Raw genomic sequence first — 22519 nt, 5'->3', positions numbered from 1 at the left:
GCACGGAAGCCTACGGGAAGTCGTCTCCGGACTCAGCACCGTCGACGCGATCCAACGCCGGATGACAGCTTACGTCCGTCTGCATGCACCTTTCACCTGCAATAGCCCCGATTTTCAACAGCATTGATGCCACGCTCCCACCATATTACACAAACGGAGGTACCGTATTGAGTGACGAGAGTGACTTTTTCTGCGTGACCGGTAAGCTGGGGCTCAGGCCATGGAGTCTTCGTAAGAATAGTCCTGCTCACGCGTGATGGGCTGGCCCGGTTGGCAGGCCCGACGCGAGCAAGTCGCGCACCACCACCAGCAGTCGTACATCGAAGGCCCTCCTCCTCCGCCCGGAGCAACTGGTCTTCACCCTTCGCGATGCGCGGGTCTGAACCCGCCTGCCGCCCTCCCTGACGCACGTCAGCATAGCAGTTTGACTTAGAATGGCAGGTTTCTAGAATCACAGACATGATGGGTACAATGACCGGAAAGGTCTGTCTCGTGACCGGCGCGACTTCGGGCATCGGCCGGGCCGCGGCCAATGCCTTGGCGCAGCAGGGCGCGACGGTTGTCTTGGTCAGCCGCAACCCGGCGAAGTGCGCGCAGGTGGCGGCCGAGATGCAGAGTGCATTCGGGAACCAGAACATCGGGTTCATCGCCGCGGACCTGTCGTCGCTTGCGGCGGTTCGGGCGGCAGCAGCCGAATTCCGGCAGCGGTACGCGCGGCTCGACGTGCTCCTGAACAACGCCGGAGTGTCTCCGAGCCGCCGCCGCGAATCGGTCGATGGCTTTGAGTACGCCATGGCGCTCAATCACCTCGGTCACTTCCTGCTGACCAACCTGCTGCTCGACCTGCTCATCGCCTCGGCACCGTCGCGCATCGTGAGCGTATCGTCCAGTCTCTACAAGCAGGCCAAACTCGACCTCGATGATTTGCAGCTCCGGCGCAGGTTCTCATCGATGAGGGCGTACGCGAACTCCAAGCTTGCAAACATCCTTTTCACGCTGGAACTCGCCCGGCGCGTGGCGGATAAGGGAGTCACTGTCAATGTGATGGCGCCCGGTCTCGTGAAGACGAACATGGGGCAGGAAGAGGGCTGGTTCTACGCTTTCAACAAGCGACTGGCAGATTTCTTCGGCGGAAAGACGCCAGAGAAAGGCGCGGATACGCTCGTCTGGCTTGCGACTGCGCCGGAGGTCGCGGGCATGACCGGCCAGTATTTCGAGAGGCGAAAGGCAATACCATTGTCGCGCGATGCCGCTGATCAAGAACTGGCCGTGCGGATGTGGCGAGTGAGTGAGGAGTTGTGTGGGCTGTCAAAGGAGGGCGCGTGAAAGTCCTGGTGTCCGTGTTGATAATGGTCGCTTCGGTCATGGCCGGGGTCAAGCAGTGCGGCCCGGAAACGTGGTTCGAGCAAGACCCGGCCCCGATGCCAATCCACCCGGAGTCTATCGGCAATCCGTTGGACTATGCTGCGGCGCGCATCGGGCTCGACGTGCGGCATGTCGAGCTGCCGCGTGGCTGGGAAGGCGGCTACCGCTACTGTTGCCGGTTCGACGTCATCGATTTTGTCGCGAGTCGGCCGCTCTTCATGAAGCAATGGGCCGAGAGCATCTCCAGCCTGGTTGTGAGCGGGCAGCGATTAGATGGCCCTGCCGGCGTGGCACCGACAGCAGCCGAGATACTCGCATGGAGCGAAAACGGGGGTCGACCACCATCTCCGAGTGACACGAGCGTTTGGGTGTTCGTCGAGCAGCACCTCGGGGCATGGCTGTCGCCCGAGCACCTGCGTGCCTTGGCTGCTCTGTACGATGAACTGGAGAAGGCAGACGGTCGTCTCCGTTGGGACAAACGCGGACTGACGGGTGAGGACAGCGCCTTCTTCCGTGCGAATCCGGGCCACTATTTTGCTCCTGACGGCAAACGGATGGCCGACCTGACCGGCAACACCGACGCTCAGATGGAGTTCATCGCCCGGGCCCGCCGGTTCCCGTGCTACGAGCCGGTCACCCGCTTCGAGGAAATCGCCGCCGCGGTTCGCACGTACGTCGCAGAAGTGCAGCGCTTCGGTCCGGGCCGTCTATTGCGGCCCGGGGCCAAGGCCGACACGGTTATCGAGTTCGACAGCCCCATCGGTCCGATTGTCGTGTCCGGGTTCGGCAACGACACACTCCGCTCCGACGCGGCGTTGGAGGTGGACTTGGGTGGAGATGACGTCTACCTCAATAATGCTGGGGCTACGTCGTTTGACCGGCCGGTCAGCGTCTGCTTGGATTTGGCCGGCAACGACCGGTACGAGGCGCCAGCATCGAACTACGTGCAGGGATTCGGGTTCATGGGCGTCGGCATGCTCGTTGACCTCGCTGGCAATGACGTGTACAAGGCGAAGCACTTCTCGCAGGGCGTGGGCATCATGGGTGTAGGCGTGCTGTGGGACAAGGCGGGAGACGATACCTTCAGCGCTCACACATTCTGCCAAGGCGCGGGGATGTTCGGGCTGGGGATGCTACTCGACGACTCGGGCGACGATGTGTACGACTGCGCTTCCAACGGGCAAGGGTCAGCAACTACGCTGGGACTCGGTATTCTCTCCGACCTTGAAGGCAACGACAAGTACCGGCTCGCTTGCGATTCGACCAAGGACGCAATGGGCGCGATACCCGGCTACGGACAGGGCGGGGCGCTGTCGTTCCGAGCCTATCCATGGGAGAAGAAGCTCGTCGCCTATGGCGGGATTGGGATGCTGGTTGACGACAAGGGCAATGATGAGTACGTCAGCAAGGGCTGGAACTGCCAGGGCGGCAGCTACATCATGTCCTTGGGTGTGCTCGTGGACAACGAGGGCAACGACCACTATGTCTGTGGCACCGGGCAGGGTTCGGGCATCCACGTCACCAACGCCATACTCATAGACAAGAAGGGCGACGACGTCTACGAAGGAGGGTTCAGAGCCGGGGGTTCGGGCGGCGACCGCTCGCCAGGATTCCTGATTGACTACGAAGGGAACGACACCTACATCTCCAGTACATCCTCGTACGGCACGGCCTGCAAGCCGTTTGCCTTCTCGCTCATGATTGACTACAAGGGCAACGACAAGTACATCTGCGACCGGCCCAAAGGTGACGTGCTTTTCAACGACTGGCATAGCTTCGGCGCGGTCTGGCCCGAATCTGACCCGTCCGCGTGGCCGTATGCCATTTGCCTCGACTTGGGCGGAAAGGACAACTACCAGGTTCGCAACCGGGCCAACAACTCGGAGACCCATAGCTTCGGCCACGGGATCTTTCTCGACATGGAGTGGAAAGGCGGCGACGTAATCGGCGTAGTGGAACCGCCCCTGCCTCCGGAGCCCAATCGCCTAGTAGAAGTCACTGACGGGACACGGGCTGAAGCGGCTTTGACTGAGCTCTCGAATCCCGGAACCTTCGGTCGCTTCTCAGCCACTGGTGCCGTGGTTGAATCCGGGCTTGAGGCGCTGCGCCAAATCTCGCGTCGTCTCACCCACAGATACGATGCACGACTGGACCGGAACCTACTGGAGTGTGTGCACTACTGGTTCGCACAGGGAAAGGTAGGTGACAAGGGATTCCCCGACGTGCTCAGCCTACTCAAGGCGCCGGACCCGGAGGTCCGGCTTACGATTGCCGACGACCTTGGTTTGTCGAAGATGGCCGGGGCGGAGAGTGCTCTAGTAGCTGTCGCAGGGAATGACAGCAACGCGCAGGTGAGGAGGTTCGCCTTGCGGTCGCTCATCCGGCTTGAGTCGGCCAAGGCGATACCCCTCGCGCGGAAGCTCGCGACCGCGGATACATCTGAGGACGTGCGCCGGATGGCTGTGACACTGGTGAGCAAGGTGAAACCGGACACTGTCGACCTCCCGTTCTTGCGGCAAGTTCTTGCCGAAGACCACTCATCATCGGTACGCTGTGCCGCGGCCACGGCGCTGGGAAACCTCGCCGACCAGCGCGCCGTGGAGCCACTGCGAAACGCGGCAAAGACGTACGACGTGTACGTCCAGCGCGCGTGTGGCAAGGCGCTGTGCGCCCTGTATCAGGTTGAAGGTATCGACCTGCTCATCAAGTCCATGTCGTTTCCTTCGATTGACGCGTTCTACAACTATGACCTGAACGTGCCGAATTACGTCTCGACCTTTGCCGGATTCGACCTGCCGGATTCGGAGCGGTACGTCCAGGCGAAGTGGCAGGCGTGGTTCGACACGCATCGGGACAGCATCAACATCAAGTTCAACGCCGACGCATACAAGGCGTGGACTAGCCTGAGTGATTCAATGCGTGACGTGCCGGATACGGCGCAGGTCGCGTCCTACGAGGCGTTCCTGGTCCGATTCCCCGGGTACAAGCGGGCAAAGGCCGAACTCGCGGGCAAGCTGAATGGTATCGCGTGGAACCTTGCGACCGCGCCCAAAGGTTCAAAGGGTAGCAACCCGAATCTCGCCGTGAAGTATGCCCTCCGCGCCGTCGAGCTATCCGACGACGCGAACTTCTGGGATACGGTGATTGAGGCATACCTGGCTAACGGCAAGAAGGCCGATGCATTGCGCGTCTGCAGGGAGGCATTGGCCAAGCATCCTAACGAGCAGGTCCTCAAAGACCGGCTGGTACGGTTGGAGGGCAAGTGAGAAGAGACCGCAGATCTCCTGCACGAACCCCAGAACCCCTGAATCCTCGAACCCCGGAACCGCCTGAGTTGGTTGCGGCAATCAGGCGCCAGTTTGAGGTATCGGCAGACCCGAGGTACCGCGAGTCGATTCAGAGATTCTTCAAGGAGAAAATAGACGTCTATGGCGTGAAGACTCCTGACGCACGCAGGATATATAAGGAGTATTTCAAGAAGGTCAAGCATCTGCCCAAGGACGAGATACTGGAGATATGCGAACTGCTTCACCATGGCACGAAGTACGAGGAGCACGGCATTGCCTTTAGTTGGGCAGGCAAGCTAAGCAAGAGGCTGGAGGCCTCGGACTTCAGTGTCTTGGAAGGATGGCTGCAGAAGTACGTCAACAACTGGGCCTCGTGCGATACCTTCTGCGGCGGCGCGGTCGGCGACTTTCTGTTGAGGTTCCCTGAATTCCTGCCCCGCTTGCGTGGCTGGGCCAAGTCAAAGAACCGCTGGCTACGAAGGGCCTCAGCCGTCGCGCTTATTCAAGCGCTCAAGGCGGCTCCAGGCGAGGGCAGAAGCGAGAAGCTAGAAGCTAGAACGCAGAACCCGTTTGTGTCGCAGGCGTATGAGACGGCTGATGTGATGCTCTTGGACAAAGATGACATGGTGCAGAAGGGGTATGGGTGGATGCTGAAGGAGTTGGCGGAAAGCAGGCCGCGCGAGGTCTTCGAGTTCGTGATGGCGTGCAAGGACCGGATGCCGCGTACGGCTCTGCGCTACGCCATCGAGAAGATGCCCGCAGCCTGGAAGAAGCAAGCGATGGCCAAGTGATACGTGAACAACTTCTGTCAGACTTGAACCTGCCCGGGTTCACGGCATACTGGACGCCGTGATGTTAAGTGCGGTCCTTGTTCTGTCTCTTCTGAGGGCAGACACGCAGCTCCTGTCGTCCGACCAGAAGCTCGCGCAGGGTCCGGGGTTCCACGTGTACGCATCGGTCAGCGACGGGCTTGCATACAGCGTGCCGCTGCCGATTATCATCCGCCAGTCCGGCCAGCCGGATATCAAGCTCACAGCCCACTTCAGCACGCGACCGTTCGCCGATGTTCCCTACTACGACGCGAAAGTGGGGATAGCGCGAGGCCCCTGGGCCTATGAACTGGAGTTAATCCACCATAAGCTGTACCTGGACCACCCGCCGCCGGACGTGCAGTCGTTCGAGATTACCCACGGCTACAATCCAATCCTCGTAAATGCCGTCCGAGAGCAGTGGAGAGTGCGGTTCCGCGCCGGCGCCGGGATTCTGCTTGCGCATCCCGAGACAACAATCCGCGGGTTGCCGTTACCCGAGAACGGCGGCATCCTGGGATGGTATGTGTCAGGACCGGCCGCGCAGGTTAGCGTAAGCAAGTACCTTGGGTTCGGCCACCATTTCTTTGCCGGCTTAGAGGGTAAGTTCGTTGGCGCCTGGGCGCGAGTTCCGGTTGCCGACGGGAGCGCAGACGTGCCGAACCTGTCGGTACACGGCCTGGTGTCGGTCGGCTGGCGGTTCTAGCCGAGTCCTCTAGTCTACAACCAGGCGGGCGTTCGCACAGCGGTCGCCCGAGCTCAGGCGCAAGAGGTAGACGCCAGCCGGCATTGACCTAAGGTCAAGCCGGAATGTCGAAGTCCGAATTCCGAATGTCGAATGTACGCGGCCCGAGACATCGAACACGCGGAGAGTGGCCGGGTGGTCGAGCGGTCCAGCGCTCAGGCGGAGGAGAGCGGAGCCGTGGCAGGGGTTGGGGGAGATGGAAAGTAAGGATGAGGGATGAGGGATGAGGGGGGAAGAGGAAACGGCGTCGTGGACGAAGATGCTGTCGGCCAGTTCGTGGAGGTAGAGTATGTCGCGAACCAACTCGTTGCGTTCTTCTTGCTCGGGAACCCAGGCCGGCGGGCTGGATATGGAGTAGGTGTGGCTTACGAGGTTCATGACTGAGTCGTTGACCCGGGTCCAGACCGACATGCCGGCTCCGCCGTGCGTGGTGGCTGTGGCGCTGTCAATGAGCGCGATGGCGTGGTGGTTGTCAGGGATGCGGCCCGTGTGGTCGGTCGCGGTCTGGATGCGCAGGTAGGCCCCGGGTACGCTCTTGATGAACCGGCCGGCCTCGCGCTGTTGCCAGAATGCGTCGGAGTCAACCGGGTATGGTATGGGACCGCCGGAGTCGCTCGACATCTGGTTACGGTCGGACGGGCCCTCAAAGTCCATCAGGAACTTGATGTGTGGCGTCGAGTGGCGGGCGATCATGCCGGTCGCCATGACCACGCCGTAGCCGCGGGAGTAGATACCAAGGTTCGTCGTGTCGACATACGGCCGGGCCGCCAGCACAGCAGCGCACGCCGCGAGTCCGTCCTGGTTCACGCTTCCGTCATAGTTCTCGGTGCCACTGCTACGGCCTCGGCCTTCCGCGTCGAAGTGGAGAACGGCGAACCCATCGGAAGCGATGGAATCGGCCATGCCGTTGCTGTCGAACGTGGTGCCGGCGGCGATGACATCGGGCACCAGCACGACCCCGGGTACCTGGGCGGATGGCCCGGCAGTCTTCGGGTAGTGGATGTGGACGTAGAGGCTGCAGCCGTCCGTGGGGTTGATAACCCGGAGTGTTTCGACGGCAACCGCCGACACCGGCGGGTACTGCCAGACGATGTTCTTGGCCGCGTCTACCTCGATGACCCGCGCACCGGTCGAGACCATCGTATGCCCGTTGGCCAGTCTTGCCGCCTGGAAGGGAGTCGACAGCCCGGTAAGTGTCCAGACAATCGTGCCGATCGAGTCGACCTCGATCGCGCGGTTGTGATAGCTGTCGCCGATGAGCGTGTTTCCGTTCGCGAGGCGCTGGCAGGAGCGGGGCCAGGAGAGACCGGTGGCATACTGCCAGACGACGCTGTCGAGTGGGTCGACCTCGACTATACGGTTGGGGCTGCCGCTGGAGTTGGAGATTAGAGTGTTGCCGTTCGGCAGTCGATTGGCGCCGTGAGGTCCGGTCAGATTTGTGTAGCTCCAGACTATGTTGAAGAGGGAATCGACTTCGATGACCCGGTTGTTGTCGCGGTCAGTGATGAGGAAGTGGCCGTTGGCGAGGTAGTAGGCCTCGTTGGGGTATCTCAGGCCCGACCTCATGTCCCAGACAACGCCGCGCCGGGGAGTTACCTCGAAGACACGGTTGCTGTCCGTAGCCGTTATCAGCGTGTTGCCGTTGTCTAGACGGGTGGCGGTGTGCGCCCACAGGATGTCGGCGTGGATATAGGCCCAGACCAGGTGCTCGTTACTGTCGATCTCGATCACCCGCGCAGTGGGCAAAGTGTTCGAACCGGCATCGCAGATGACGGTGTTACCGTTAGCCAGTCGTTCGATGCCGGCGGGAAGCGTCATTCCCACCGAGGCAAATAGCGCTACCGGAAGGCAGAGGACAACGGGCACAAGCAAAAGAACCCTGAACCGCATACACGCTCCTTATCAATTGCGCAGTACCTCAAAGGCGGAAAGCGACTCAAGAGGCTGTCGTGTAACATGCCGACAGGCAGGCAACCTCTTTTTTGGGGGCGGGAATCGGGAAGTTAGAGCCGCTCTCGGCCGGTCGCTTGCCGAACTTGGAACTATATAGAGTTTAGCTCCCGGGTAGCGGGTGTCAACAGTCCGGCGGGTTGCTGCCCTTGGTTCCGATATTGCAGGAGTCATCCGCAGACTACGCAGACGATGCAGACACGCCAGGGCGGGGACATGACCCAATTCCATCGAGGAATTGGGATCGTGTCCCAAGCCCGACCCGGAGAGGACCAACCGCAGATTACGCAGATGAACACAGATTGAGTCCGGAGCCATCGAGTTTCCGGCAAGTACGGCAGACTCCGCCCGTGACGACGCAAGAATCGGGTTCGATTCGGGACTCATCTGCGTCATCTGGGTAATCTGCGGATAGCCAATCCGAATCCGCAGTTCTGCATTCTGCTCTCTGACTTCTACATTGTCTGAACCCGAACCATCTGTGGATGGCCTCTTTGAGCTATCCGCCTCATCTGCGGTTGTGTCGGGTTTGGTTGCGGCCTCTGGGGCCGCGCCAGGCGCTCTGTGGTCAACGTCGGATCAAGGGCGACAAGCCGGGCGGGTCACGAGCGTGCTTGACTTGGCCAAGGCCGTCACTATGCTGACCCAAGTCCCGGTATGAGTGATAAGACCGGCCCCAACGACAAGGTCCAGGTGTTGCGTGCGCAGTTGGCAGAAGCGACGACGCCGGCAGAGCGCGTCAAGGCTAAGCTGCTGCTTGCGGAGGAACTCTGGCTCTGCGACCCGGCTGGCGCCAAGCCGGTGCTGGAACAGGTGATCGCAGAGGCCGATGCTGCCGGCGTGCCCAGGTCCGGGTTTAGGGCCGCGTCCATCCTCAGCGAACTGCTACGCCGGGCCGGCGACCTCGACGGGAGCGGACGCTACGCGGCACTGCTGCTCAAGGACGCTGACGCCACCGGCGACCGGAAAGACCGCGGGTGCGCGCTCAACCTTGTCGGGCTGATACTCCAGGAACGCGGGGAGTTTCAACGCGCGCGGGAGTGCTTCGACGAATTCCTGCAGCTGAGCCGGGAAACCGGGTTTGAGCGAGGAGAGCAGTCAGCCTTGAATCAGCTTGCCACCATCTATGGCCTGCAAGGCGAATTGGACAAGGCTCTGGCGTACTACCGTCTGTGTCTGGAGGCGAGCGTAAAGTCCGGCGACAATTTCCAACGTGCGATTCACTTACACAACATCGGCTGGACTCTGGAGGTGATGGGCCGCTGGAACGAGGCGACCGAGCACTTATACCGCGCCAGCCAAATCGCCGAGGAACATAACTTCCATGAAATCTTGTTGGCCTGTCGGATAGTCCTGGGTGAGCTGGCCCTGAAGCGATCAGAGTACGACAGCGCTGCGTTTACGTTCCGCCAGGTCATCGACGGGGCGCGTGAGATGAAGCACTCCGGGCAGATTCTAAGGGATGCTATCTGCGGTCTGGGTTGCACATATTTCCGGAACGGAGACCTGGCTCGGGCTGAAGAGACACTGGCGGAGGCAACACGACTGAGCGAGGCAACGGGTGACCGCTGCACGCTTGCGACTGTCGGCCGCCTGCGGGCCGAGGTGGCGCTGGCCCGGGGAGGGCTCGACGCGGCCCGCGACCTGCTGGCGCAGGCAGAGCGCCACGCATCGGACCTGAAGCTGCGTAAGGAACAAGGCGAGGTTCTGCGCGTGAGGGCGCTGCTTTCCGCGACCCGCGGTGAAACGATCCCTGCCCTGGAACTGTTCACGCGGGCCGAGAATACGCTCGAACCGCTCGGCGACACCTTCGAACTCGCCCAGGTCCGGCTGCAGTGGGGCCGCTTGCTTATTGAACTCCAGCGTTCGGGAGAGGCCCTGCCCCTGTTGCAGACAGCAGCCCGGACGTTCCGCCGGCTCTCGGTCGTGGCCGAAGCCGAAGAGGCGGGCCGACTGTTGTACCGGCTCGAGGTAAGCGCCGACCGCGACTCTGCCCTGCTCCAGGGGCTGTTCGGCCTCACCGCCCTTGGCCTTGCCCCGGACCTCCTTATCGAACGCGCGCTTCAGCTTCTCTGCGACAATCTGAAGTTCGAGCAGGGCGTTGTGCTCGTGGACGGCCAGGCAATCGCGGTGAGAGGCAACCCGGACTTAGCTCAACTGCCTGATCCTCGCTCGCCCCTGGCCCAGACCGACATTGCCCTGTCTCTGCCGGTCAGGCAGGACCGCCGTCTCCTTGGTCTAGTCTGGCTCCGTCGCGGTCAGCCGCTGGCGGCCCGGGTCGAGCCCGGGCTGCTCGAACTCGTGTCGCGTTCGCTCGCGCCGGAGCTCCTGAAGCTGGCAGAACTGAAGAGCATCGAGTCGGGCCGCGCTCCGCAGATTCCCGGCCTCCGTTTTCGTGGGGTCGTGGGCCGTAACCGCGAAGTGCTGGAGATGCTCGCTCTCGTTCCCCGCATTGCCGCAACCGAGGTGCCGGTGCTGGTTCGCGGCGAGAGCGGTTCGGGCAAGGAGTTCGTCGCCCGCGCCCTGCACGAGTCGGGCCCTCGTGCCGATGGACCGTTCGTCACGGTCAACTGCGCGGCCGTTCCCGAGAACCTGCTCGAAGCCGAGTTCTTCGGGGTTGAAGCAGGCGCGGCCACCGGAGTTGCGGCCCGGCCCGGTAAGTTCGAGCTGGCCGACAAAGGGACCATCTTCCTTGACGAAATCGCGGACATGAGCCCGGCCCTGCAGGCGAGGCTGCTGCGGGTCATCGAAGACACGACAGTGACGCGCGTCGGTGGGTCAAGTGAGACGCTGGTCGACGTCCGGGTAGTTGCCGCCACCAACATGGACTTGGACCTCCGCGAACGCCAGGGCCTGTTCCGCCGCGACCTCCTCTACCGTCTTAATGCCGTGCAGTTCATCCTGCCTCCGTTGCGCCTTCGCCGCGAAGACCTGCCGGCCCTTACCAACTATTTCATCGCCCATACCGCGCAGGAACACGGCCGCGCCGTGCGCCGGGCGAGCGACGCGGTCATGGCCCTGTTCGCCGAGTATCCCTGGCCTGGGAACATCCGTCAACTCCAGCACGTAATCGAACGGGCGGTGATACTTGCCTCCGACGACGCTATCGAGATTGCCGACCTTCCTCCTGAACTTCGACAGGCACTTCTGGTATCACCGACGCAACCAGTCGCGGCCACGCGCGATGAGCGGCGCAGGCTCGCTGACGCAGCCGAACACGCTATGCTACTCGAAGCTCTCGAACAAGCCAAAGGCAACGCGACCGAGGCAGCCAGGCTTAGCGGATACAGTCGGGCCCAGTTCTATCGCCTGCTCCGTAAACATCACATAAGAGACTAAGTGACCTGCGATTGGCAAATGCAGGCTGCCAATCGTTCCTTCCCTCGCGGGAAAGCGCCAGCGACCGCCCCCCTAACGTATCATCGGTGAGACTGCGTCTCATGAATGAGACGTCACGTGTTAGTCCATGTAAGTTACGTATTGACGTGAATTAACTTACCAATAGTTATCATGCCGTCGTACCGTAAATGAGACGACGGACACGGCAGGATTTCAGCTCATATTCGTATCTCCTTGAATTGTCGGGTCTTAATGTGCTTGACATGGGCGGCACGCTCCGTGCATTGGTGAGAACTGGAATGAAGAGACCAGCATCAGCGGTTCGGGCCGATGTCGACATTGACTTCGAATGCCTGCGCGCCGCGTGGCATCGTGGCGCGGTTTTGGTGGGTGGGATGCCGAAAGGGCATCATGCGGAAGAAAGAACTAGGGTGCGGTGCAGACGCCGCACCCCGGAAACGAGGCCACCATTACCAGCATAGAGTTGAGCGACTACCAAGCACATTCCGGGCGCAGGGAAGAGATGAAGTACCACGTACCGTTGCGAACCACAGACTATGTGGATGTGACGGCCAGATCTCGGGAGTTGGGAATTCGGGCTCCGGTCGGGATTGCGCTGCTGCCCGGGAACTTCCGGACCGCGGCCAGCGCTAACGAACTCCGCTACCACGGTACGACGGCGGATGTGCGTACAGCATGGCGGAGCATCGGGCTGATAGACGGCGGCCCGTTTCGGACAGGGGGCAGGGTTCCGGGATCAGGGGTCAGCTCCGGAATCCGGACTCCAGCCCCTAGTCCCGAGACCCCAACCCCGTTCTTTGAGGAAGTCCCGCTCGCGGTTTTCTTCGGCGCTGGGCAATGTAGCGGTCCTGCCGCCCTGGTGACGCTCGCGCTCGGCAGCGTTGCCTCAGTCCTTACCCTTTCCCCTGGCTACGCCACTTCCAGAGAAATCCGGCTCGATGCGGTAGTCGAACGTCCGAGCCGCGGCGGCTACGTCTGCCTTGAGTACCGCGGTGACGCTTGTGAACTCCTCACTCTGGCCCGAGCGGTGCGGGAGATCTGGGCGGACTATCCTCCAATTGATCGCGAATGACACCAGGCCTCCTTACGTACGCCCGGCCGGCATCACCGCTCATGATGTCGACTGAGCCAAACGCGGCGGGATGCGGGCCTCGGAATGGTTGAGCGAAATGCCCACGCTCAAAGGGGAAGGCTCGCACCCCGCACGCCTGATGCGCTCGTGGAGGTTGGACATTCTGAATGGACTTGTTCGTGGATAGAAGAAGCAAGCCGCAATCCGGCGCGGGACGCCGAGGAGGTAATTGGGTAATGGTTGGGAGGATGGAGTCGAGTCTGATTCGAGATCCGATGTCCTCTTGAGCGAAGCGCCGGCAGCGGCAGAACAAGAAGGGGGAAGGGTGCGAACCAAGTTCGCAATACTTCTCGCAATCGCGGTCGTCTGCGTGCCGACTGGCCCGCGGAGTACCAGATCACCAACACTAGTGACTCGATCTCTACCGCCTACGGCAACGGTCACGAGGTTGTCTTCGCCGCGAGCGGAGTCGGGCACCTGGTCTGGGTCACGCACGACGCCAAGAACGTCTACACACTCCACTACGTGCGCTACTACCCGGCGACCGGCTGGACGGCTGATACCGTGCTCAGTTCCATGGGTCTCAGCACCAACGTCATACCTCACGCTTCAATAGCGCTCGATGCCAACGGCACCGACATTCATGTAGTGTGGACCGGCTACAACCATGTCAAGCAGAGTTACGATCACGTTTACTGCCAGAAGTGCGTGCCGAGCTCATCGGGCAACGGTGGCTGGGTCGGGACGCCCATCGACCTCTGCACAGACCACACGACGTACGCCCACTGTGAACCGGCAGTGGCCTGCGCGCCAGGACGCGTGGTAGTCACCTGGAGCGTGACAGACGAACACGGCTATGCCGTCGGGTTCCGCGAGTTTGCTTCGGGCACGTGGCAGAATCAGGTTCAACTAGACGGGTTCACTACCTACTACCTGGGGCTGGCTTCGATCTCTGCGGCCAGCAACGGCGACGTGGCGGTTGCGTACTATGGCACACAAGCCGGGCAGCCCAGCTACCATGTATACGTGCTCCGTCGGGTCGGCGGCACCTGGCAACCAAGGGAAGACGCGACGACGGGCCTTCCGGGCGTCCACTTCATCCTTCCCGACATCGACGTCGATCCGATGACCGGTTACCCGCACATCGTCTGTCACAGCTATGATACGGTCACGGTTCCTGGAAAACGCTACTATCATATCTACCACACCTATCGTACCACGAGCGGTTGGCAGCCGCTCGAATTGATAACCGACCCGACAGTCCGCGTCGACTGTCAGCCCAGCATGTTCTTTGGCTGCGACGGTTCGGCCTATGTCGTATGGAATCGTGAGACAGATGGCCCCGGAATCATGTGCATGGTTCGCTCTCCGTCCGGAACCTGGGGAGCGCCGAGCTTCATCACTAACTATCCAGGCTCTCCAGGCTACTATGACATGTGTTCCAATGTTACGGTCTCGTCCACCGGTAACGTCTATGCGGTCTGGATGGACGGAAGGAATGGCCCCTACCAGATATGGGGCAGGCTTTGCACGCCCGGGAGCTTCGCCTCAAGCGGTCTTGACGCTGGCACGACTGTGACCCCTCGTGGGTTCGCACTCGACGTCTCGCCCAACCCGTTCTCGCGCGGGGCAGTAGTTCGCTACTCCCTGCCTGCGGAGGGCAATGTCTCCATCAAGCTCTACAACGTCAGCGGAGTGCTGGCGAAGACAGTAGCATGCGGCTGCGTGCTGCCGGGCAGCCACGCGGTTAGCCTGGACCGGCAGGGTTTCGCGCGCGGTGCGTACATCCTGAAGCTCGAATCCGGTTCAGGCAGCCTGGCCCGGAAGTTCGTCATTGAGTAGCAGTCTGGTAGCTAAACTCATCAGCGGCGGGCGGAAGGTGCTCGACCTGAAGCCCGGCGCGAATGATGTGCGGAGGCTTGCACCCGGCGTGTACTTTGTAAGAGAAGCCCAAGCACAAGCGCAAGCCATCCGCAAGATCGTCGTGACGAGGTGAGCGGCAAGTAGGCAGTAGACAGTAGACAGCAGACAGGGGCGGGCGAATGCCTGCCCTTGATTCTGCGGCGCGGAGCGTCGGCGCGTATGAGTCGAACTCGTATCATTCGTCAGGAATGGGTTCTCGATCCTATCTTCCTGCAGCCTGAGGCTTTGGGCTTGAAGCTTCCAAACTGACGCCCCCACCTAGGGGATTACCCCCCGGATAGATTACAGGATTCAGTAGAGGGTAGACCGGGAGGTTATCTCCACCGCAATTCCCGGATGAACCTCCACCGGAATTCGCCGGGTTGGTCCACCGGTTGCTCTCCGCGTTACCTTCCCGGTTAGTCCGTCGGTTGGTCTGTCCGTTCCTCTCCGGGTTGGTCGGAGCGTTACGGCCCGAGTAAGTCCGCGGTTTCCTGTCCGGGTTGCTCCCGAGTAAGCTCCGACCGTTGCTCTCCGGATTGCTCGGAGAATTACCTCAAGGGTTGAGGCACCATCAAGAGATGTGGAAGAAGAGAGAGCGGTGTCTACGGTTCTTTGTAGTTAGAAGATCGGGTTTGAGCCCGAGAAAGGAGACACCGCTGTTATGTCAGGCTATCAGAAAGAGCAGGAAGTCCCAAGAAGAAGGCGGGAGCGGCGCGAGCGGCGAGCCCCGGGCTCCGAATGGCGAAACTGCCGACTGTCGTCCGCGGCGTGCTGATGATAGCAGACCGGGGACAGAAGACGGGAGACCGGTCCGAGCTGCTGGACATCGGCGGGCGCAAGGTGCTCGACCTAAGGCCGGGTGCGAATGACGTTCGGGCGCCGGCACCGGGCGTGTACTTTGTCAGAGGACCGAAGGCCGGAGACGGGAGACCGGCCTAGGCAGTCCGCAAGGTCGTGGTGACGAGGTAGGCGCGAAGAGGCTGAGGTTGAGGTCAAGGTAACGATGCGGAAAGAGGAACGGGAGACCGTCAGTGGCGGGCGAAAGCCCGCGTTCTAGGCTGCGGGTTGCAGGCGTGGGGCTGAGCCCGCGCGGTCGGATTGACTCAGACGAGAGGCGACCTCCGTCAACAGCCCCGTGCCCCGAGAGCCCCTAAACCAGCGTGCGATTCGAATACCTGTGGCGGTCCAGGCTTGGTACCTACACTGAGTAGAGGTCGGTGCGGCGGTCGTGGAAGAGATCGTTGCGGGGCGTGACCATCTTGTCCAGGGCACGGGCGGGATCGATATCGACGATGACGACTTCTTCCGTATCCGGACCGGCCCGAGCGAGCAGCTTGCCGTCCGGAGCGACAATCTGGCTCGCGCCGTTGAAAGCCAGGGTCTTCTCGTCGAGGGTCTCCGATCCCGTGCGATTCGCCAGTATCCAGAAGACGCGGTTCTCAACTGCCCGAGTGACGGTGTTGGTGTGGGCGTATTCCATCACGAGGTTGGATGGGTGGCAGACAATCTGAGCCCCGTGCAGAGCGAGAGACCGGGCGGCCTCGGGGAAGAAGTGGTCGAAGCAGACGAGCATGCCGACCTTCGTGACCTCACCATTCCCTCTCCCAGAGCGAGAGGGTAAGCAAAGGTCGACGACCGGGAAGGGGGAGTCACCCGGGTCGAAGATGTCCTTCTCGTCAGCGAAGAGATGGGCCTTGCGATAGACGTGGAACTCCCCGTGCGGCGTGACCATGATCGCCGAGTTGTAGATACTCCCACCCGCAGACTCGGCCATGCCCCAGACAATGGCGGTCTCTCGTTCCCGGCTGAACACAGCCATGGTTGCGCAGGTGGAGCCGCCCGGCACCGGTTCGGCGAGTCGGGCAATGTCGGCCCGCGACGCGAAGAGATAGCCGGAAGTGCAGAGCTCGGGCAGGACGATAAGGTCGGCCCGGACACCGGCCAGAGCCCGGCCGATGCGGTCGAGATTCGCCCCGACATCGCCTCGCTGCGGGGCAAACTGCATCAGTCCGACGCGCATGGTTCAGGTCCGGGGTTTGAAACCCTCACCGAGAACTTCGTAGACGTCGGTTATGACGACAAAGGCGCGGGGGTCGGTTTCCCGGACTATCTCTCTTGCGCGCGCGATCTCACGCTTCGCCATTACCGAGAACACCATGTCTTTTCTCTCCTGGCTGTAAGCGCCGGTCGCGGCCAATACCGTGGCTCCTCGATTCATCCGGCTCGTAATCGCCCGGGCGATGGCGTCGGCGGAATCGGAGATGATGAAGAGCGCGCGGGTGTAGCTCAGGCCTTCCAGCACGAGGTCGATGGCACGAGTCTGGAGGTACAGGTTAAGATAGCCGTAGAGCGCCAGCTCAAACTGGCCGAAGCAGAAACCGGCAGCAGTTATCACCACGAAGTCCACCGCCAGGATCGCGGTGCCGGTCGAGAGGTTGGTGTAGCGGTTGAGCACCATCCCGACGATGTCCGAGCCGCCGGTTGAGCCACCGCCGCGGAAGACAAGCCCGAGTCCCGCGCCCAGCGTTATGCCCCCGAAGATGCATGCCAGAATCTTGTTGTCGGTTGCCGGTCCAAGATGCAGGATGTACGTGAAACCGTCAATCAGCAGCGACGAAAAGGCGATGCCCAGGATGGACTTGACGGCGTAGGCCCGACCCAGCGTCTTCATACCGAGCACAAACAGCGGGATGTTGAGAACGAGGATGGTGAGGCCGACCGGCACGGCGAAGAAGTAGTTCAGAATCATCGCGATTCCGCCTGCACCGCCCGGCACGATGTGATGCGGTATCAGGAACAGGTTGTAGGACAGGGCCACGACGGCCGAGCCGATGACGATGTATGCGCTCTGCCCGACTTCGCGCAGTAGACGACGGTTCACTTTCAGAGTGTAGCCGGAGCCAAGTTGTGGGTCAATTCGGATAATCCAGCAGGCCCAGACCGGCTTGGACATCAGCCATCGGCAGGGGCTGCGTTGACCGAGGCATGCCGTCCCCCTATAATCGAGTAGTGAAGGCCATCGCCACAAACCGCAAGGCTCTCCGCGACTATGAGGTATTCGAGAAGCTCGAGGCCGGAATCGAGCTCTTCGGCACCGAGGTCAAGTCGCTGCGGGCAGGCAACGTCTCTCTCGACGAAGGCTACGCCGCAGTCGAGGGCGGCGAGGTGTTCCTGGTCGGGGTAACGATTGCACCCTATGCGCAAGGAAACATCTTCAACCGCGACCCGAAGCGGCGCCGCCGGCTGCTGCTGCACAAGGAGGAAATCCAGCGGCTGTTCGGCCGTACCACCCTGCGGGGTTTCACGTTGATACCGCTGAGCATCTACTTCAGCAGCCGGGGCATCGCCAAGGTCGAAATCGCCTTGTGCCGAGGCCGAAAGCAATACGATCGGCGCGAGGAGCTGCGCCAGAAGGCAGACGAGCGCGACGCTCGTTCCTACGGCGGCGAGGCGGCCCGTTCCGAGAGAGTGCGGGTCCGGTGAGGCGCGGGCTGATTCTCTGGGCGGTCGCGGCCGCGTTGCTTCACTTCACGGCTGGGCCGGCTCTTGCGCGCACAGTTGAAATCGGCGGGGCACCGGTCGAAACCCGAGTGAAGGGTAGCGTCGAGTGCGTTCCGTTGTCTGCCGTGGCCGCGACTTTGGGTGGCAGGTACTGGCAGGTAGGCAACAGATTCGTGGTCGTGATCCCCGGTGATTCGACCAGGCCGGGCAGGGAATTTGTGCTCAAGCCGGACAGCACCGGCGCGCTGTGCGACAGTCGTCGGGTCGTCCTGCCCGCGGCACCGGTTCTCGACAGCAACCGGCTGTATCTGCCGCTGGTAGCCCTGGCTGACATGTTTCCCAGCACTGGTGTGCCGAAGCTGCAGACCATTGAGTCGGTCCGACAGGGCGACACGGTGATATTCACGCTTAAGGGGCAGTGCCGCCCGGGCGAGAGGTTGGTCGGATTCGGGGATTCACCATCGAGCTTCGAATACCGGCTTGCCATTGGCGCACGCTGTGACTCCACGCTGGGCCAGCAGGTCGCACTTCTCTCTTTGACGCCGCCCGGAATTCTGAAGGCGGTCACTCTGGACAGCGGTGCCGGGGTGAGTTTGGACTTCAGCTTCCAGAAGTCTGCGGCGGAGCGGCTTGAAGTCCTGGCGGATCGTGTGGCGCTGCGGGTGTGGCCGAGACCCGAGCGTACCTTCAAACGGATCGTGCTCGACCCCGGGCACGGTGGTCAGGACCCAGGAGCTCTGGGCCGGCGCGGGACGCGTGAGAAAGTGGTCGTTCTGGACGTGGCACTGCGCCTGAAGAAGAAACTTGAGAAGCAGGGCTACGAGGTGATTCTTGCCCGCGACTCGGACCGCTACGTCTCGCTCGCCGACCGCACCAAGTGCGGCAATAGCCACAAGGCAAATCTGTTCGTCAGCATCCACGCGAACTGGTCCGCAAACCGCGCGGCCTGCGGACTTGAGACCTACTTTCTGTCTCAGGCCAAGACCGACTGGGAGAGAGCGGTGGCCGCGCGCGAGAACGCCTCTTTCCAGGCGGGCGATTCCGGTTCCGGCGCCAATCCCGGCGACGATGTCGGAATGATACTTGCCGATCTCGCCCAGAATGAGTACCTGGTCGAATCCCAGGACTTGGCCGCAAAGATTCAGGAGGCGACCGTCTCCTACGCGAGGATCAAGGACCGCGGAGTGCGGCAGGCGAATTTCTACGTGCTGCGCAACAGCTTCATGCCGGCGGTGCTGGTTGAATGCGGATTCCTGACCAACCGGAGCGAAGAGAAGCTGCTGCGCCAGGACGAGCACCGCGAGCGGCTGGCCGAAGGCATCAGTCGAGGCATTGCCGAGTTCGCAAAGCTGTACAGCCCGAAGGCGGGCGACTCGATTCCTGGAGGTAAGTATAAAGAAGCCAGTTCAGCAAAGCCCTGACGCCAGCGCGCCGATCGGGGTTTTCGATTCCGGTATCGGCGGATTGACCGTGGTTCGGGCGCTGCGGAGGCGCCTGCCCGGCGAGAGTATTGTCTATTTCGGAGACCCGGCGCGGTTCCCGTACGGGACCAAGTCGGCCGACACCATCCTTCGGTTTGCGGCGGAGGACGCCGCCTTTCTGCTCAGCCGCGGGGTCAAGATGGTGATCGTCGCGTGCCACTCGGCCTCGTCGTCGGCGTTGCCCGAGCTGGAACGGACTCTGCCGGTCCCGGTGTTGGGCGTGGTCGAACCCGGGGCGCGGGCGGCAGTGCGCACAACGAAGACGAACCGCATCGCCGTAATCGGCACCAGCGCGACCATCGCCTCCGGGGCATACGAACAGGCGATACGGCGCCTGCGGCGGAACGTCGAGATCATCGCCAAGCCCACGCCGCTGTTCGTGCCCCTGGCCGAGGAGGGATGGCTCGACAACGACGTGGCGGAGGCGGTGGCGCGACGCTACCTCGAGGGAATGGCGGACGAGGGCGTGGATACCTTGTTGCTGGGCTGCACCCATTTTCCCCTGCTCGCGCATGTCATCAGCCGCGTCCTCGGCCCCAAGGTCGGGCTCGTCGATTCGGCGGAGGAGACTGCCGTCTCGGCCGAAGAGCTGCTCGCCGGGCACGAAATGCTGAGCCCGGGCGGGTCGGCGCGCCATCGATTCTACTTGTCCGACCTGGCGCCGAATTTCCAGACCGTAGGTGAACGTTTCCTCGGCGAACCGATGGGCGAGGTCGTGCGTGCATCGGTCGGCGAAGCATCGGAGGAGAACGATGACGCGTGACGACGGACGCCAGCCGCATGAAATGCGGCCGGTGGCACTAGAACTTGGATGCCTGAAATACGCCGAGGGTTCGTGCATGGCGACAGCCGGGAACACTCGTGTGTTGTGCGCGGCCTCGTTCGAGAAGCGGGTGCCGCCTTTCCTTGTCGGCAGCGGGCAGGGCTGGGTTACGGCCGAATACGGGCTGCTCCCGCGGTCAACGCACCAGCGGACGGCGCGTGAAACCGAACGTCCGCGCAGCCGCAGCCAGGAGATCAAGCGTTTCCTCGGGCGGTCACTGCGGGCGGTCTGCAACCTGTCGGCGTTGGGCGAGCAGCAGGTGATTGTGGACTGCGACGTGATCCAGGCCGACGGCGGGACGCGCACGCTGGCGCTGACCGGCGGATTCTGCGCGCTGAAGCAGGCAGTTGAGCGGATGAGCGGCCGCGGGTTCGTCGCGCGCAACCCGCTGATTGAGCACGTCGCGGCGATCAGCGTCGGCATCGTCGAAGGGGAGGTTCTGCTCGACCTTGATTATTCCGAGGACTCGCGCGCCGATACCGACATGAATCTGGTCCTGACCGAAAGCGGGCGGATCGTTGAGGTCCAGGCCACGGCCGAACACGTGCCGTTCCGGTTCGAGGAATTCAGCCGGATGTACGACATCGCGGCCCGCGCCATCGACGGGCTGGTCGAGTTGCAGCGTGCCGGGCTGAAAGCAGCCGGTGTTTGACGACCCGTCCGATGCCGACGACGGCGCGTCTCCTCCTGCCAAGCGATTCCATCGGATAGCCTCTGAGCGGCTCTGGGGCAAGCGGCTGGACCAATACCTGATCCAGTCGGGCCTCGGAGTTTCCCGCACGCGGGCCGCGCGTTTGATCGACGACGGGAAGGTGCTGGTCAACGACCGACCCTCGAAGCCGAGCTACCGCGTGAAGCCGGGAGACGAGATCAGCGCCACCTTCGAGCCGGAGCCGGAAATAACGCTCCAGCCCCAGAAGATGGATCTGAACATCGTCTATGAGGACGAGGACATGCTTGTGCTGGACAAGCCCGCCGGCATCGTCGTGCACCCGGCACGGGGGAACCGGGATGGGACCTTGGTTAACGCTTTACTCTACCACTGCAAGAGCCTGCCATTGCGGCAAGATTCGCTCATCCGGCCAGGCGTCGTGCACCGGCTCGATAAACAGACGACCGGACTTCTGATGTTCGCCAAGACCGACGAGGCGCTGCGTTCGCTCGGTTACCAGATTGAGCACCGGACGGTCGTGCGGGAGTACGCGTGTTTTGCCTGGGGTGATTTCGAGGCGGACGAAGGCACGGTCGACGCGCCCATCGGCAGGCACGCCATCGACCGGACCCGCATGGCGGTCACGCCGTTCGCGGCACGCACGGCGGTGACCAACTACGAGGTGTTCCGCCGCTACGGTATCTGCACGTACCTGCGAGTGCGGCTCAAGACCGGCCGGACCCACCAGATACGCGTGCACATGCAGCACATCGGCCATCCGGTCGTGGGCGACCCGGAGTACGGCGGGCGCAGCGTCACGACCGTCACGGAGCGCGACCAGATGACCTGCTTCCGCGACATGCTGGCGATCATCAAACGTCAGGCACTCCATGCGGCTCGGCTTGGCATCAGTCACCCGCGTACCCGTAAGTACATCGAATTCTCCTCGTCTCTGCCCGCCGACATGGAGCGTCTGCTGCTCTATCTCGAAGCCCACGCGAGGCCCTGACCCGTCGGTCGGGCATGATGCATTACGCATCATGCATGACGCCTGAAGCGCGCACTTGACCCCAACGGGCCAAGGACTAGGATTGACTTAAGATGCATCGGTCGTCGCCCCTCGTTCATACGTTGAACGTTGCACGAAGGAACGCTGTACTCTGCACATTCCTGGCCTGCGGCTGTCTGCTCCCGGTTGCCTGTCTGACCGAGGACCTCGGACCGATGCCTGTGCTCGAGGCACCGCAGTGGCAGGACGGTGAGACCTCCGTCTATGTCGTGACCCGGAATGATTCGGCCCTCTACCGCTCGGTACTGACGCTGGAGTTCGACGAGGAGATGGGCGACGCCGGTCCCAATAACAATGCTCGTGCCGTACCGACCCTTGTCGCCACCAACGTGGTTCAGCCGATTCTGCCGACCGAGTGGTTCTTCGATTCGGTCCAGGCGGTGATAAGGCGCGACAACTTCGCGCCCGTGCGTACCTGCCAGTCGGTTGAGACCGACGTTTCGGAATACGACCTCACCGCCCGCTATTCCCCGGGCAGGGTGAAAATCGAGCGGCAGACA

The 22519-nt window shown here is 62.1% G+C and carries 18 protein-coding genes; 15 read left to right on the top strand and 3 right to left on the bottom strand.

Features of this window, described 5'->3' with window-relative positions; genetic code table 11:
• Positions 1 to 459: 459 nt before the first annotated feature.
• From VMH22_05980 to VMH22_05965, 4 genes are all read left to right on the top strand, one after another.
• Positions 460 to 1326, top strand: coding sequence for an SDR family oxidoreductase (locus tag VMH22_05980; GenBank protein ID HTW91241.1), 867 nt, complete (start codon positions 460 to 462; stop codon positions 1324 to 1326).
• On the top strand, positions 1323 to 4631 hold the full coding sequence (locus tag VMH22_05975) for a HEAT repeat domain-containing protein (GenBank protein ID HTW91240.1): 3309 nt from the start codon (positions 1323 to 1325) through the stop codon (positions 4629 to 4631). The genes VMH22_05980 and VMH22_05975 overlap by 4 nt, the downstream gene beginning before the upstream one ends.
• Positions 4628 to 5443, top strand: a complete 816-nt coding sequence (locus VMH22_05970; protein HTW91239.1) for a DNA alkylation repair protein — start codon at positions 4628 to 4630, stop codon at positions 5441 to 5443. The genes VMH22_05975 and VMH22_05970 overlap by 4 nt, the downstream gene beginning before the upstream one ends.
• Positions 5444 to 5504: 61 nt before the next feature.
• Complete coding sequence (locus tag VMH22_05965) at positions 5505 to 6167, top strand: hypothetical protein (GenBank protein HTW91238.1); 663 nt, start codon at positions 5505 to 5507, stop codon at positions 6165 to 6167.
• Between the two features lie 9 nt (positions 6168 to 6176).
• Here the strand turns inward: VMH22_05965 and VMH22_05960 are convergent, their stop codons facing one another.
• On the bottom strand, positions 6177 to 8024 hold the full coding sequence (locus tag VMH22_05960) for a T9SS type A sorting domain-containing protein (protein ID HTW91237.1): 1848 nt from the start codon (positions 8022 to 8024) through the stop codon (positions 6177 to 6179).
• 789 nt (positions 8025 to 8813) lie between these two features.
• Between VMH22_05960 and VMH22_05955 the strand changes: the two genes are divergently transcribed.
• The 5 genes from VMH22_05955 to VMH22_05935 all read left to right on the top strand — a co-directional run bounded on the left by VMH22_05955 (position 8814) and on the right by VMH22_05935 (position 15432).
• Entirely contained in the window at positions 8814 to 11495 is a 2682-nt protein-coding gene (locus VMH22_05955) for a sigma 54-interacting transcriptional regulator (GenBank protein HTW91236.1), read from the top strand.
• A gap of 436 nt (positions 11496 to 11931) precedes the next feature.
• Positions 11932 to 12588 carry a hypothetical protein gene (locus VMH22_05950; GenBank protein ID HTW91235.1) on the top strand — a complete coding sequence of 219 codons (657 nt, stop codon included), beginning with the start codon at positions 11932 to 11934 and terminating at the stop codon, positions 12586 to 12588.
• 525 nt (positions 12589 to 13113) lie between these two features.
• Positions 13114 to 14430 (top strand): T9SS type A sorting domain-containing protein, encoded by a 1317-nt coding sequence (locus VMH22_05945; GenBank protein HTW91234.1) that lies wholly within the window; start codon positions 13114 to 13116, stop codon positions 14428 to 14430.
• On the top strand, positions 14423 to 14584 hold the full coding sequence (locus tag VMH22_05940) for a hypothetical protein (protein ID HTW91233.1): 162 nt from the start codon (positions 14423 to 14425) through the stop codon (positions 14582 to 14584). The genes VMH22_05945 and VMH22_05940 overlap by 8 nt, the downstream gene beginning before the upstream one ends.
• A gap of 647 nt (positions 14585 to 15231) precedes the next feature.
• Entirely contained in the window at positions 15232 to 15432 is a 201-nt protein-coding gene (locus tag VMH22_05935; protein ID HTW91232.1) for a hypothetical protein, read from the top strand.
• A gap of 259 nt (positions 15433 to 15691) precedes the next feature.
• Here VMH22_05935 and VMH22_05930 read toward each other — a convergent pair whose 3' ends face one another.
• Positions 15692 to 16513 carry a nitrilase-related carbon-nitrogen hydrolase gene (locus tag VMH22_05930; protein ID HTW91231.1) on the bottom strand — a complete coding sequence of 274 codons (822 nt, stop codon included), beginning with the start codon at positions 16511 to 16513 and terminating at the stop codon, positions 15692 to 15694.
• Between the two features lie 3 nt (positions 16514 to 16516).
• A complete protein-coding gene (locus VMH22_05925; GenBank protein HTW91230.1) occupies positions 16517 to 17374 on the bottom strand; it encodes a YitT family protein in 858 nt (285 codons plus the stop codon).
• A 104-nt stretch (positions 17375 to 17478) separates the two neighbouring features.
• Between VMH22_05925 and smpB the strand changes: the two genes are divergently transcribed.
• From smpB to VMH22_05895, 6 genes are all read left to right on the top strand, one after another.
• Positions 17479 to 17976 carry an SsrA-binding protein SmpB gene (smpB, locus tag VMH22_05920; protein ID HTW91229.1) on the top strand — a complete coding sequence of 166 codons (498 nt, stop codon included), beginning with the start codon at positions 17479 to 17481 and terminating at the stop codon, positions 17974 to 17976.
• Positions 17973 to 19415, top strand: a complete 1443-nt coding sequence (locus VMH22_05915) for an N-acetylmuramoyl-L-alanine amidase (GenBank protein HTW91228.1) — start codon at positions 17973 to 17975, stop codon at positions 19413 to 19415. Before smpB ends, VMH22_05915 begins: the two co-directional genes overlap by 4 nt.
• Entirely contained in the window at positions 19375 to 20238 is an 864-nt protein-coding gene (gene murI, locus VMH22_05910) for a glutamate racemase (GenBank protein HTW91227.1), read from the top strand. The genes VMH22_05915 and murI overlap by 41 nt, the downstream gene beginning before the upstream one ends.
• 22 nt (positions 20239 to 20260) lie before the next feature.
• Complete coding sequence (rph, locus tag VMH22_05905; protein HTW91226.1) at positions 20261 to 20950, top strand: ribonuclease PH; 690 nt, start codon at positions 20261 to 20263, stop codon at positions 20948 to 20950.
• On the top strand, positions 20943 to 21959 hold the full coding sequence (locus VMH22_05900) for an RluA family pseudouridine synthase (GenBank protein HTW91225.1): 1017 nt from the start codon (positions 20943 to 20945) through the stop codon (positions 21957 to 21959). The genes rph and VMH22_05900 overlap by 8 nt, the downstream gene beginning before the upstream one ends.
• A gap of 122 nt (positions 21960 to 22081) precedes the next feature.
• The coding region (locus VMH22_05895; GenBank protein ID HTW91224.1) for a hypothetical protein at positions 22082 to 22519 on the top strand (438 nt) is incomplete at its 3' end.

It is taken from the genome of bacterium, assembly GCA_035505375.1.
Classification (GTDB): Bacteria; Hydrothermota; Tepidihabitantia; order Tepidihabitantales; family Tepidihabitantaceae; genus UBA2258.
Note: the sequence above shows the minus strand (reverse complement) of the source record. Positions and strands in the feature narration are given on the sequence as shown.

Excerpts from the sequence above, each read along its gene's own strand:
- VMH22_05980 (HTW91241.1), top strand. The coding sequence starts at position 460 with ATGATGGGTACAATGACCGGAAAGGTCTGTCTCGTGACCGGCGCGACT.
- VMH22_05965 (HTW91238.1), top strand. The coding sequence starts at position 5,505 with ATGTTAAGTGCGGTCCTTGTTCTGTCTCTTCTGAGGGCAGACACGCAG.
- VMH22_05960 (HTW91237.1), bottom strand. The coding sequence starts at position 8,024 with ATGACGCTTCCCGCCGGCATCGAACGACTGGCTAACGGTAACACCGTC.
- VMH22_05955 (HTW91236.1), top strand. The coding sequence starts at position 8,814 with ATGAGTGATAAGACCGGCCCCAACGACAAGGTCCAGGTGTTGCGTGCG.
- VMH22_05935 (HTW91232.1), top strand. The coding sequence starts at position 15,232 with ATGGCGAAACTGCCGACTGTCGTCCGCGGCGTGCTGATGATAGCAGAC.
- VMH22_05930 (HTW91231.1), bottom strand. The coding sequence starts at position 16,513 with ATGCGCGTCGGACTGATGCAGTTTGCCCCGCAGCGAGGCGATGTCGGG.
- smpB (HTW91229.1), top strand. The coding sequence starts at position 17,479 with ATGCCGTCCCCCTATAATCGAGTAGTGAAGGCCATCGCCACAAACCGC.
- rph (HTW91226.1), top strand. The coding sequence starts at position 20,261 with ATGCGGCCGGTGGCACTAGAACTTGGATGCCTGAAATACGCCGAGGGT.